This is a genomic window from Paenibacillus nicotianae (assembly GCF_042681745.1).
In the GTDB taxonomy this organism is placed as follows: Bacteria; Bacillota; Bacilli; order Paenibacillales; family Paenibacillaceae; genus Saccharibacillus; species Saccharibacillus nicotianae.
Genome location: NZ_JBHUGF010000010.1, coordinates 2999214 through 3012392 on the forward strand (window position 1 = coordinate 2999214; position 13179 = coordinate 3012392).

Genomic DNA, 13179 nt, shown 5'->3' on the forward strand with positions numbered 1-13179 from the left:
GATATTGTGAAATAATTTGCTGATTTATCAGTGTTATTATCTCACTTACTTATTTACTGTGCATACTATCAATGATACTATTAGCCTATAGCTTCGATAGACCATTTTAAGTCTAGAGAAAAGCAAACCATTCGAAAGGATGGGACGCAAAGTGTGGAGTCTAACAAGTATAGCTAAAATATACTTTATTGATTGTCCTACCGCCCCGAACAGTGATCGGGGTTTTTCTGTTTTTTTATTATATACAACACGAGATACGGAGTGATATCTATGAAAAAGTGGTCTTATTTATTTATTTTGCTAGGTATTATGATTCTAGCTTATCCACAAGTCAGTGAATGGTATGCCGATTGGCAACAAGATCGCTTATTAAGTGAGGCCGAAAGCGAAGCAATTGCTCCATCTACCGCTCAACCTACAAATTTAAAAAGTGGCTATGCCAAAGTAAATCATCTTTTAAATGAAGACAGTGAACAGTCTAACTCTGCTCCAGCGCCGGTACAAGGGGATGTTTTAGGCATTATTACAATCGATAAGATTGATGTAAAATTACCGATTGTAGAAGGAGCAACACGTGAGAATATGCGTAGTGCCGCTGTACACATTTCCGAAACAGATCAATTAGGGCAAAAAGGAAACTTTGCTATCGCCGCTCATCGTGCCCACAAATACGGACGACTTTTTAATCGATTAAATGAAGTGAAAATTGGCGATATTGTGAAAATTGAGTCCGGGGGTAAACTTTTCGAATATAAAACCGATAATATAAGTATAGTGGAACCTACTGATATATCAGTATTACAAAGTAATCCTAATCGTGAAGAAATCACGTTAGTTACTTGCGATCCTCTAGTTAATCCGACTCATAGACTTATTATCCATGCACAGCGGATATCGACAAATATTTCTAGTTGATTTTTCTCAATTTAATGATATTATAGTAAATATGAACAACCAGTAACTTTTAAGGTTTAGGAATTTAGACACTCAACCATAAAAGCTTCTGCACGATAATGGCAAACCTGTCGAAAGACTGGGACGCAAAGCTAAAGGGCCTTACCTCTTATGGGGTTGGCAGCCAGCCACCGAATGAAGAAGCTTTTTTCTATACAATAAATATCCTTTTTATGTAATATATGCAAATTTAAACTAAAATTCAAACGATAACGGCAAACCTGTCGAAAGACTGGGACGCAAAGCTAAAGGGCCTTGACCACATGGCAGCCAGCTACCGAAAGGAATATTAATCATGAAAAAACTTCTGCTAACTTGCTTGACAGCATTCACTCTTATCTCTTTCGCTCCGATGCATACTTATGCATCGACAACTCCTGATACTGACACTTGGTTAGACACTTCAACTGTAAGTGAAGGCTTTATCGCTGTTCATTACAATGCACCTAGTCACACTCGTACTAAATTGATGATCAGCAAAAACGATGTAAACTACACTTACGATCTTAACGCTTCTCAATCTGATTCTTCTTTCCCTTTACAATTAGGCAACGGAACATATAATGTAACAATTCTTGAGAACACATCTGGTAACAGCTACAAGAAAGTTCAAGGTGATTCTCTTGAAATGAACCTTAACAATGAAAATGCTGTCTATCTTGCTTCCACTCAAAATGTAGATTGGAAAAATGCTCCTGCTTTAATTAGCAAAGCACAACAATTGACTAAAAATGCTACAACTGACGCAGAAAAAGCTCAAGCCATCTACGATTATATTACAACTAATGTAAAATACGATTATAAATTTGCTAGTGAATTACCTGCTGTATATGTACCAGATGCTGCTACTACATTAGTATCCAACAAAGGAATCTGCTACGATTACGCTTCTCTAAATGCAGCAATGCTTCGTAGTGTAGGTGTTCCTACGAAATTGGTTATGGGTACTTCTACAAATGTTAAAGAATACCATGCTTGGAACGAAGTATTCTTGAATGGTAAATGGGTAACAGTAGATACAACAGTAGATGCTACTCTAAAACAAAACGGTAAAACAACAACTTTAACTAAAAACGCTGCTGATTACAAAGCTGCTAAAACATACTAATATCTTATGTTGAATATTCATACCATTTGAATATTCATGCACAACTAAAAAAGGGTTATTGATAATTTATATTATCAATAACCCTTTTTTGGTATCTTATTTATTTTTTATTTCCAGTCATTTTAGAATTTATTAATATTATATTCTCGTTATTCTGAACTTTGAGGCGGTTCTTTTTTGCTAAGTTCTCCGCCCATCGCTTTGAGAAAATGTAATCCTACCGATAAAGAAGATCGGACATCAGGATCACGCATCATTCCAAGCAATCCGAGCATTCCTGGCGGATGATCATCTGAATGACTGTTCTTTTTCCCGACTTTAGAAGGCTTATCGGTCTCATGCAATTGCTGTGAAGAATCAGCATGTAGGTCTCCCAGATGATCTAATCCTGCTCCTAATGCTTTGATCAGCTTCTCTAGTTCTTTAGGATCAAGCTTGCCTAATACTTGAATCAATGTAAAAGCATTTTTGATCAAAGGCGGCAAATTCATGCCTTCGATCATATCGATACCGATTGCACTAATCGGAATTCTATTTTTAAGCGCAGCATCTGCTATATCCAACACACCTGCTCGATCTAATTCTTTGACAATCTCTAGCATTTTTAAGATCGATTCGGTATTGTCGGTTAATGCTTTGATCAATAGACCCAGTGATTGAGCTTGAAGCTCCGCTTCTGTCGGAATATGACGTTCGATCTGCTTAATAGGTCTCGCCATGAGACTCACGCTCCTTCTGGATCGTTGTAGCAATCGGTTCGTAGTCCGATCGGTTCCACTTATCTTCTACGCGTACACTGATCTGAGGACGGCGTGTAGCGAAGCGTGGATTGACTTGAGGCAAAGGCGATACCTGATGTTCCACTTCATCTACCAGCACTTCCATCATCACATTGATTTCTTTATAACTTGGCGTATGCGTGACTTTATCGGTATAACTACTGGTTAAGCGATTAATCGCTTCTTCTTCATTCGATGTATTCATCGGCAAATACAATTCTTTACCTTTCACTCGATCGGTCACCAGCACAGATAATTTCACTTTACCAAAAGGAGAAATCAAGCGAACTTTGCTTCCGTCTTGTATGCCCCGCTCTGCGGCCAGTTCTGGTGAGACTTCTAACCATGTGCCTGGTACTTTATGGCGAATCCCTTCTGCTTTGTACGTCATATTGCCTTCATGGAAATGTTCTAATAAGCGTCCATTATTCAAATGCAGATCATACATCGCTTCTGGCTCATACGGTTGTGTCCATTCCACCGGATATAATTTTGCTTTACCATTTGGGAAATGGAACTCTTCTTCATACAACAAGTGTGTACTCGTTCCATTCGGATGAACAGGCCACAATTGACTATTCCAGCCTTCTAACAGATCATAATGAACACCTGCAAATAAAGGGGCTAGACTTGCTGCTTCTGCCATAATTTCGCTTGGATGAGTATAATTCCACTGCGCTCCCAAAGCATTAGCAACATCTTGAATAATGCGCCAGTCTGGCTTGGAATCACCCAGAGGTGCAAGTACTTCATGGAAACGCTGGATACGGCGCTCTGTATTCGTAAATGTACCGTCTTTTTCAAGACTTGGAGAAGCCGGCAAAATCACATCAGCATACTGAGCTGTATTCGAGAAGAAAATATCCTGTACAACAAAAAAGTCCAGCTTGCCCAACATCTCTGCTACAAAGTTAGAATTAGAATCGACAAGTGCCATATCTTCACCAAATAAATACATCGCTTTTAGCTTACCTTCTTCGATCGCATCGACCATCTGATGATTATCGTATCCAGGCTCTGAAGGAAGTTCGACACCCCAAGCTTGCTCATAACGATGGCGCACATCATCATCAGATACTTTTTCATAACCAGGGAAGAAATTCGGCATTGTGCCAAAATCGCAAGCTCCTTGTACATTGTTATGACCACGTAAAGGATAAGCTCCTGTTCCCGGACGACCAAAATTACCTGTAGTCAGCAATAGATTACATAGCGCTGTAGAGGTATCTGTTCCGCCGCGATGTTGAGTGACCCCCATTGCCCATAACACACATACAGAGTTAGCTTGATGAATCATTTCCGCTGTTGCAATCAATTCCGCTTGTGAGATGCCAGATACTTGCTCTGCATATTCTAAAGTGTACTGATCAAGCGACTGACGGAACTCGTCATATCCATCGACACGAGCAGTTAAAAATCCGTTATCTTCCCAGCCCTGATCGATAATATATTTGGTAACCGCAGATACCCAGACCAGATCAGAACCCGGACTTGGATGCAAATGAATATCTGCACGTTCTGCCATTTCATTTTTGCGTAGATCGGATACGATTAATTTTTGTCCATGTAGTTTGTGCGCTCTTTTGACTCTGGTTGCTAATACCGGATGCGATTCAGCAGGATTCGCTCCAACAATCATAACCAGATCAGCTTGCTGAATATCTTCAATTGTACCGCTATCTCCACCCATACCGACTGTACGCATCAATCCTGAAGTCGCTGGAGACTGACAATAGCGAGAACAGTTATCTACATTATTGGTACCCATAATAGAACGTACAAATTTTTGGAAAATATAATTTTCTTCATTAGAACATTTCGATGAAGCGATATAACCGATTGAATCTGCTCCATACTCATCACGAATACTGCCTAATTTGCCAGCAATAAGATGAAGAGCTTCTTCCCAAGTGGATTCAACAAATCGATCACCTTTACGAATCAAAGGTTTGGTGAGGCGTTCTTCACTATTTACAAAATCCCAACCCCATTTGCCTTTAATACATGTTGAAATTCCATTTACCGGCGCATCGATCGAAGGTTCGATTTTGAGAATATCGCGTCCCTTAGTCCATACTTCAAAGCTACAGCCGACTCCACAATACGTACAGACTGTTTTGGTACGTTTGATTCGCGAATGACGCATTGAAGCTTCGATTTCGGATACTTTAAATATTTCGCGGTATCCAGGCTCAATTTCTTTGGTCAATTCAATCATCGGCTCCATCACTTGATTATCGATACCGGTTAGGAATCCAGCTTCACCGACCATTGTCGTCTCCATCAAAGCATTACAAGGACATACAGTAACGCAATGTCCACATGATACACAGGAAGATTGATCCACAGGCACATCATCATCCCAGATGACACGCGGTTGATCACGACTCCAATCGATCGTTAACGTCTCATTAACTTGAAGATCCTGACAAGCTTCTACACATCGTCCACATAAAATACATTGATCAGGATCATATCTATAAAAAGGATTGGTATTATCGATTTGATATGGTTTCGGTTGAAAAGGATATGTCTGATGTTCGATCCCTAATTTTTCAGTTGTGTTATGAACCACACAATTTCCATTATTGTTATCGCAGACTGTACAATACAGTTCGTGATTTTTGAGAATACGGGACATCGATTCTTGCTGTGCTGCTTTCACCAGTGAAGATTCTGTCGAGATTTGCATGCCTGAGCTGACTACTGTACTACATCCGCGAACCAATTCCCCATTTACTTCTACCATACATGTATCACATGTCTCTATCGCACCTAGCTGTTCGTTATAACAAATTTGCGGAATATAAAATTCATCTTGTCCTTTGGCTGCTTGTACAATAGTTATACCTGGTTCTGTAACGACCGATTGTCCGTTGACTTCAATCACGATCTGTTCTGTATGGTCTGTCTTCATGATCCTGTTCACCTCTACCTTAAAATGAGTTCTAATGATTCTGGTTGTATCACGCTGTAAGCTACTTTTGGATGAACCTTACACTGCTCTCTGACAACGACTTATCACAAAATCATATATTATAAAATTGAATGAATCATATTTACCCAATCCTTTTTTAAAGTAAGCATCTTTTCCCTTTATATGGTTATCTATTATTTCTATTCATACATAAATCATATTAATTTACTTACATATTACATTTGCAGTTACTATACAGCGACATTGTGCGTGTTTGGCTTGGCAATAGAGTGATACTATGTTGGAGTTTCAATTACTCTTTTGCTCTTCATTTCTCGCTATAAATGAGCGCTTTATCCTTTAGAGCTGACTTTACATTATGGCTTAATGAGAGTAACGTTAGAAAGTAGCTTGTAATGATATGCTTGTAAACCATAAGGAGATACATTGTATGAATACTTCGATTCATTCTCATTCGTCTGCTAGACGAATATTGATTATGACGGCTGTTGAAGCAGAGCGTGAAGCGGTTCTTCAAGGATTGTCTTTACGAGGTGAAGATCGCTTTAGTGTGCAATTAGCCGGTGTAGGCCCTGCTTCAGCAGCAGCGCGAACAACTTCGATTCTTGCTCAAGAGTCTTTTGATATGGTGATTAGTGCAGGGATCGGTGGTGGATTCGCAGGATATGCAGATATCGGTTCGATTGTACTTGCTAGTCAGATGATTGCCGCAGACCTCGGTTCAGAGACACCGGATCATGGATTTCTTTCGGTGGATGAATTGGGATTCGGTTCTTCTCGTATTCAAGCAGATACAGTCTATAATGGAAGCCTGTCTTCAGCGATTCAATTGACTGGACTTGCTGTGCATATCGGCCCGGTACTCACAGTATCTACAACTACCGGTTCCGCTGAATCCACAGCGATACTAGCTGAGCGTATTCCTGGTGCTTCGGCTGAAGGGATGGAAGGTTATGGTGTAGCGCTTGCGGCTCATTATTTTCATTTACCTGTTTTAGAAATTCGTGCTATCTCTAATCGAGTCGGTCCGCGTGATCGAAGCAGTTGGCGTATTCCTGATGCTTTGCAAGCTTTAACCAAAGCAAGCTCCATATTACCGGAGGTGCTCTAATATGAAAATCGCTTTTTCTCCATGTCCTAATGACACATTTGTTTTTCATGCATGGGTTCACGGTCTTATTCCGAATGCTCCCGAGCTTGATGTAACTTATGCTGATATTGATATTACCAATAACTGGGCAGCTACAGGGGAAGGCCCTGAAGTGCTTAAAGTATCTTATGCTGCTCTACCCTGGTTATTGGAAGATTATGCGTTAATTCCATGTGGCGGTGCGCTTGGGCGAGGTTGTGGTCCATTGGTATTAACAGCCAATCCTAATGAGACCAATCCTGCTAGTCTATCGGGTAAAAGAGTTGCTGTACCTAGCGAACGCTCTACCGCTTATATGTTATTCCGTCTATGGGCAGCGCAAAATGTTCCCGGTGGTGTTGGCGAGATTGTTGTTATGCCATTTGATGAAATTATGCCTGCGGTTCGAGATGGTCAGATTGATGCAGGTCTGGTTATTCATGAAGCACGATTTACGTATCCTAATTATGGGCTAACACTGATGGAAGATATGGGTAGCTGGTGGGAAGAAGATACCGGATTGCCGATTCCGTTAGGGGCTATTATTGCTAAACGTTCTTTAGATGCGAACCAGATTGCTGATTGGGTACGTTCTTCTGTCGAATATGCTTGGGAACATCCTGAAGCTTCCCGTCAATATGTACTGGAGTATGCACAAGAAATGGACCCTAGTGTAGCGGATTCTCATATTAATTTGTATGTTAATGAATTTACTCGCAATCTAGGGGAAGATGGTTATGGCGCAATCGAAGCTTTGCTAGGACGGGCTGCTAAAGAGGGGCTTGTTCCTACATTTGATCTTTCATTGTTGCGTAAATAATTATTATTTATCTTTCTCTCAGAAACTACAATCAAAAAGCCTCAATTCACTGTAGATTTATCGTGAATTGAGGCTTTTTCTTATCTAAATCAAACTTTTTTTGATTTTTTGCAGATTTTTTGTATTTTTGTGAGCAAAAAGTTTGCCAATTGGATTAATTATCTGGTACACTGGCATTAACGCTACAACAATTGTAGTGGGAAATACAAATAGCCCCTTTTCACAGAAGGAGCTTCTTATTTCTAATTCCTATCATTTCATTATAGGAGGTGAATTATTATGGTACAAAACGTACTTTGTGAAGTAAACTCTTGCACGCATTGGGCTGAAGAAAATAAATGTACTGCTGAATCTATTTTCATTATCAACCATGCTCACAAAAAAGCAACTGAGTCTGAAGAAACAGATTGCCAAACTTTTGATAAAAAAGAAGCAATCAACTAATTGAAAATGTTGTACAACTGAGAAGGGACTTTGCCGAGTTCCTTCTTTCTTTTTATATTCTACCAACAATGATTATTATTATCAAGTAGATTTGAAAAAAAATTATCAATTATCTTTCTTTATCTGTGTTTTACCTGTAAAGATACTGATTGCATTTCTCATTCTCAATACAATCAGCATTCTACAAGATCTATTGCTTATGATTGCACTTATTATAATTTGAATTTAGAAACAGATGCCAAAAGCTCCTCTATACCTTGCTTGGACATATTCATACTTTCAATTACTTCGTTCGTTTGCTCAACAATGGTCTCGGTTTTGCCTGCAATCGTAGACGTCCCTGCTGCACTTTCATTAGAAGCCAGAGCAATCTCATGAATAGACTTCACTTGATTTTCGATCGACGATAATAATTGTTTGGATGTAGAACTCAGATCTGTAGCAATATCATCTATGCCTTTCGCACTTTCTGCATATTGATCTGTGGAAGTAAGCATCATATGATAATCCTGTTTGATCTCATTGCCAAATAGTTGAAGCAAATCATTTGAATTAGAAGAAAGATTACTAACTGATGTGATGACATTGCGGGTAATCTGATCAATCTGGTCAGCCGCTTGCTTGGAATTAGCTGCTAATTTACTAATTTCACTGGCTACCACTGCAAATCCTTTGCCTGCTTCGCCTGCTCTTGCCGCTTCAATACTTGCATTCAATGATAACATATTCGTCTGTGCTGCAATCGTAATAATCGTTGATACCAAGCCATTGATTTTGGATACCGATTGCGATTCTAAAAGTGCTTGTTCTAGACGTTCTTTGACATTGGTATAGATGCCCAAACTTTTATTATAAGAAGTGCGGAAATCCTGACTAAGTTCTTGAGCACGACGGGTCAATTGATCAGCAGATTTGGCACTTTCTTGTGCTTGAACAGCAACCGAATGAACAGCATGTTCCAGATCACGAGCAGTCATATTCATTTCTTCTGTCGACGAAGCAGTCTCTTCTGTACTTGCCGATAACTGTTCGGTTGTAGCAGAAATATCTTGTACACTGTCTTCCAAATAGGACATATTGTGATTAACGGTCTGAATATGGTTTTGTAAATTAGAACTCTGTGTAATAACCTGCTCAAATACTTCTCTAAATTGCTTACGTGCTCCACCCATCGCTGCGATAATAAGAGCAAATTCATCTTTTTCTGTTAAATACCGTTCATACCCTTTGCTATATTTCAGATCAAGCGCTGCTGTTTTGTTGATAATCTCTAATGTTACTTTGGTACGACGATTTACATTGCGAGCGAAGATGATACATACGATTAAAGAAATAAGCAATACAACAATTGTGGCAATAATTAATGTTGTTGCCATTTTGTTTTGCAATGTTTGGCTTTCGAGCAGAATAGCTTGATTATAATTATCCAAAATCTCTTCAGTCTGATTGATATCTTCACGCGCCGCATCAAAACGTGCTGTACTTTCAGTTAGATTAGATACCGTATTCGTATTGATATCAAATTCTTTTTGCCATGCCGCAAAATTAAGATCAAAATCTGAAATAAGTTCAAACACATTTTTGTTAGAATCGGTATGTTCATATTGCTCAAATTCTGCTTGATGTGCTGTAAAAATAACTTCTGCTTTATGAATACGTTCATACGTTTGTTGTGCATTTTCAGTGTAATCTGCTTTGGCTGCTTCTAAAATAGCTGGATCTGTAGAACTGGTTAATGTCATTTGTGCTACTAATGCTTGGTAATAATCACGATCTGCATTTAATAACCAATAATTGGTCATATACGATTGATCATAAAGTTTGGTAGTTAACGTTTGAGCGATCGATTTGGTATGACTGAGTGCAAATAAAGCAATTCCGATCAAAGCAATCATAACGATTGCCATCGGTACAAACATTTTCAGCCGTAAATTCCAATTGTTAATATTAAATATTGTTCTCATAAAATGCTCCCCCTGCTACACCGTATTATTCAAATAAATAGTATATTGTTATGCTACAATTACCTAATATTTACATAGTATGTATATCGGGTTTGAGAACAATTTGTAATAGTAGAAATATCCACTTGATCATCACTGGCTTTATCACTTACGATACAAAAAAAGACTGCTGACGTTTTAACGTCAATAGCCTTTGGATGGTTATTTGATAATGTTTTATTTGGATTTATTTACGTTGTAGAGTGATGTATAGCTTATTTATTGTACATAATAAATATCAGGTGCTTGAGGTTGCTTCATTCCTACTCCCAAATGAAAACCTGGGTGTGGCGGTTGATTGTAACCTGCATTTTGCCATGCAACCGACAGACGATACACCGGATCGTGCATTAAGGTACGCAATCGATAATCGGTTATATCTGTGGTGGTATAGATACGCAATTCATTGTTATCATTTGAACGTAAAATCACTTCTTCACGCCAGTCTCCATACAAATCGGCTTGTAGCGCTGGTGTAGCTTTCGTTCCATTGTTAGAACTGCTTCCTGTTGCTGTAAATAGATTAGTGGTCGTGCTATTGGTATAATCCCATTTATCGATTCGATTATCATCTAACAATTCTCGTAATAGATCGCCATCCCACCAGATGCCAAAATTGGTCGATGAAGGAATACTATTGCTAATTAATTCACCTGTAATACTATATAATCCGGTAAGCGGAATGTGTTGAGCATTGGTAATCGTAGCTGCCCACACTTCTTCGCCTGGAAAACGCGGATCGATATCGGCTGACATCCCCCGTCCTGTATCAAGTCCTGTTTTGACTCCCCATAGAATCTGTCCGGTATTCGCATCATGAACTTCCATCCCGTATGGAGAATCTTTATGTTCATGAACACCGAATACTTCAAGCCCTGCACGATTTGGATTCAGATCACCTAAATGTTGTGCATCACCATGTCCAAGCCCTGTTGTATAACGCGGAGTTCCATTATCATCGATAGAAATAGAGCCAAAATTAATCTCATCTTTGCCATCTCCATCAACATCTGCTACATTCAGCGCATGATTACCTTGAGCAGTATAGGTCGTCTGATTGCCGACATTAGTATCGTATGTCCAGCGCTTAGTGATTTTGCCCGCCCGGAAATCATAAGCAACCAAGACTGTACGCGTATAATATCCTCTCGTCATTACAAAACTTGGATGTTGTCCATCCAAATAAGCGACTCCTGCTAGAAACCGATCAACCCGATTGCCATAATTATCTCCCCATGAAGCAACTGTTCCACGAGGCGGATCATAATTCACTGTGTCTAGCGCCGCTCCTGTTGCTCCTTTAAATACAGTCAAAAACTCGGGGCCTGTGAGTACATATCCAGCATTATTGCGATAGTCTGCCTGAATATCACCAATCACTTTGCCTTGTCCATCTATCGTACCATCTGCTGTACGCAAAGCCACTTCAGACTTCCCATCTCCATCCAGATCATAGACTACAAATGGAGAATAATGAGCTCCTGCACGAATATTAGGTCCCATATTGATCCGCCATAAGCGAGTTCCATTTAACTTATACGCATCCAGATATACAATGCCTGTATATCCAGATTGTGAATTGTCTTTGGCATTAGAAGGTGACCATAACAGTACTATTTCATACTCTCCATCTCCGTCTAGATCGCCTACACTGGCATCATTTGCATTGTACGTATACGATACTCCATCTTTGGTGACACCGTCAGCAGGCTTTTGCAAAGGAACTGATTTGTATTGCTGTTGCCATACCGATACAGGAGTCGATACCGATGTTTCTTTACCATTTTGTACTGTAAATAAGGTATAGATTGAACGGTCTGTTCCTTTAGCATCTAGTAAATTAGTAGCTCCTGTAATCGGTTGGCTATTTACCAGCACCCCATCCCGATATACATTAAATGCGATAGTATCTGGATCAAGCCCTAACATTCTCCATCCTACATAGATGCCGTTGTTGCTTTTCACTGCAACCAGTCCACGATTCAGCTTTTCCATAGCACGTTGACCGGAAGCAATCGTAGCATTTTCTGCTAGTGTTAGAGTTTGCACATGTTCAGCTAAAGGAATATTCAGATCAGCGATCCCTGCTGCTACCAGTCTTGCTATCTGAATAGCTCCATATTCTTGAAAATGAGTATTATCTACGACTCCATCTGGAAAGTTAGGATAAACACCAGCAGGAACGTGCAAAAAGACTTTTTTGGATTCTTCTACGCCGATTGAATTATAGTAGGCAACACTGCGAGCACTGAGATCGATTAATGGAGTATTGGTCTGAGTAGCGACTTCTTTCATCGCTGTTACATAATTGGGGAAACTGATATTGAATTGCCCTGTTGTAGTATTAAAATCTCTTCGACCTACAGGAGTAACTAAAATCGGAGTGGCTCCATGAGCAAGAGCGCCATCAATATATTGCTTGAGGTATACTTTGTAATCAGGTACAGGTGTGTATCGCTCTGGCTTCGTATCGGCATCATTATGACCGAACTGGATCATCAGATAATCGCCTGGTTGAATCTGGTTCAAGATAGTGTCTAATCGACCTTGCTCGATAAACGAACGTGAACTGCGTCCACCTATCGCTTGATTGCTAATTTTCACATTGTCATCCAAATAGCGGTCTATCATTTGCCCCCATCCTGCTTGCGGTTGTTTGGACGCTGCATAAGTCTGTACAGTAGAATCGCCAGCCAGATATACTGTCGGATTAGAAACTACTACAGGCTCACTACCATACGTATTGTGGATAACACTCTGTGTTTGTTCTTCCTGTTCTATAATCACTGAATTAGAAGCATTGTTCTGTAGTTCTTGATCTTCGGCTGCGACCGATCGGTTCAAAGGCAAAATAGCAAATAGCATAACCATTATAAGCACAAGCGATATCCATTGACGATACGAAAATGATCGATTCAAATATACCCCTTCTTCCTCATTTTAATAGTGAAGCGCTTACATTAGCATCATACATGGAATGTTCATCAGTGGATATTCAATATAC

At 39.6% G+C, this 13179-nt stretch carries 9 protein-coding genes and 3 riboswitches; of the genes, 5 read left to right on the forward strand and 4 right to left on the reverse strand.

Annotated features, from left to right (window positions below):
• Nucleotides 1-111: 111 nt before the first annotated feature.
• A riboswitch (cyclic di-GMP riboswitch) is annotated at nt 112-208 on the forward strand.
• 62 nt (nt 209-270) lie between these two features.
• Together ACFSGI_RS17350 and ACFSGI_RS17355 are read left to right on the forward strand one after the other, a co-directional pair.
• The gene (locus ACFSGI_RS17350; RefSeq protein ID WP_204825438.1) at nt 271-915 is read left to right on the forward strand and encodes a class D sortase; all 645 of its coding nucleotides are present in this window, start codon (nt 271-273) and stop codon (nt 913-915) included.
• A 90-nt stretch (nt 916-1005) separates the two neighbouring features.
• A riboswitch (cyclic di-GMP riboswitch) is annotated at nt 1006-1090 on the forward strand.
• Between the two features lie 68 nt (nt 1091-1158).
• A riboswitch (cyclic di-GMP riboswitch) is annotated at nt 1159-1236 on the forward strand.
• 13 nt (nt 1237-1249) lie between these two features.
• The gene (locus ACFSGI_RS17355) at nt 1250-2062 is read left to right on the forward strand and encodes a transglutaminase-like domain-containing protein (RefSeq protein WP_204825439.1); all 813 of its coding nucleotides are present in this window, start codon (nt 1250-1252) and stop codon (nt 2060-2062) included.
• A 149-nt stretch (nt 2063-2211) separates the two neighbouring features.
• On the opposite strand, the gene ACFSGI_RS17360 is transcribed toward ACFSGI_RS17355, so the two are convergent.
• Together ACFSGI_RS17360 and fdhF are read right to left on the reverse strand one after the other, a co-directional pair.
• Nucleotides 2212-2781 carry a helical membrane plugin domain-containing protein gene (locus tag ACFSGI_RS17360; protein WP_204825440.1) on the reverse strand — a complete coding sequence of 190 codons (570 nt, stop codon included), beginning with the start codon at nt 2779-2781 and terminating at the stop codon, nt 2212-2214.
• Nucleotides 2765-5758, reverse strand: a complete 2994-nt coding sequence (gene fdhF, locus ACFSGI_RS17365; protein ID WP_204825441.1) for a formate dehydrogenase subunit alpha — start codon at nt 5756-5758, stop codon at nt 2765-2767. Before fdhF ends, ACFSGI_RS17360 begins: the two co-directional genes overlap by 17 nt.
• 451 nt (nt 5759-6209) lie before the next feature.
• Here fdhF and ACFSGI_RS17370 point away from each other — a divergent pair, with 451 nt between their 5' ends.
• The 3 genes from ACFSGI_RS17370 to ACFSGI_RS17380 all read left to right on the forward strand — a co-directional run bounded on the left by ACFSGI_RS17370 (nt 6210) and on the right by ACFSGI_RS17380 (nt 8172).
• Nucleotides 6210-6890 carry a futalosine hydrolase gene (locus ACFSGI_RS17370; RefSeq protein ID WP_204825442.1) on the forward strand — a complete coding sequence of 227 codons (681 nt, stop codon included), beginning with the start codon at nt 6210-6212 and terminating at the stop codon, nt 6888-6890.
• A 1-nt stretch (nt 6891) separates the two neighbouring features.
• Nucleotides 6892-7728, forward strand: coding sequence for a 1,4-dihydroxy-6-naphthoate synthase (locus ACFSGI_RS17375; RefSeq protein WP_204825443.1), 837 nt, complete (start codon nt 6892-6894; stop codon nt 7726-7728).
• Between the two features lie 279 nt (nt 7729-8007).
• Nucleotides 8008-8172, forward strand: coding sequence for a DUF1540 domain-containing protein (locus ACFSGI_RS17380; protein ID WP_204825444.1), 165 nt, complete (start codon nt 8008-8010; stop codon nt 8170-8172).
• Nucleotides 8173-8384: 212 nt separating this feature from the next.
• Here ACFSGI_RS17380 and ACFSGI_RS17385 read toward each other — a convergent pair whose 3' ends face one another.
• The gene (locus tag ACFSGI_RS17385) at nt 8385-10136 is read right to left on the reverse strand and encodes a methyl-accepting chemotaxis protein (RefSeq protein WP_204825445.1); all 1752 of its coding nucleotides are present in this window, start codon (nt 10134-10136) and stop codon (nt 8385-8387) included.
• A 258-nt stretch (nt 10137-10394) separates the two neighbouring features.
• Nucleotides 10395-13094 carry a rhamnogalacturonan lyase family protein gene (locus tag ACFSGI_RS17390; RefSeq protein ID WP_379283789.1) on the reverse strand — a complete coding sequence of 900 codons (2700 nt, stop codon included), beginning with the start codon at nt 13092-13094 and terminating at the stop codon, nt 10395-10397.
• Between the last annotated feature and the right edge of the window lie 85 nt (nt 13095-13179).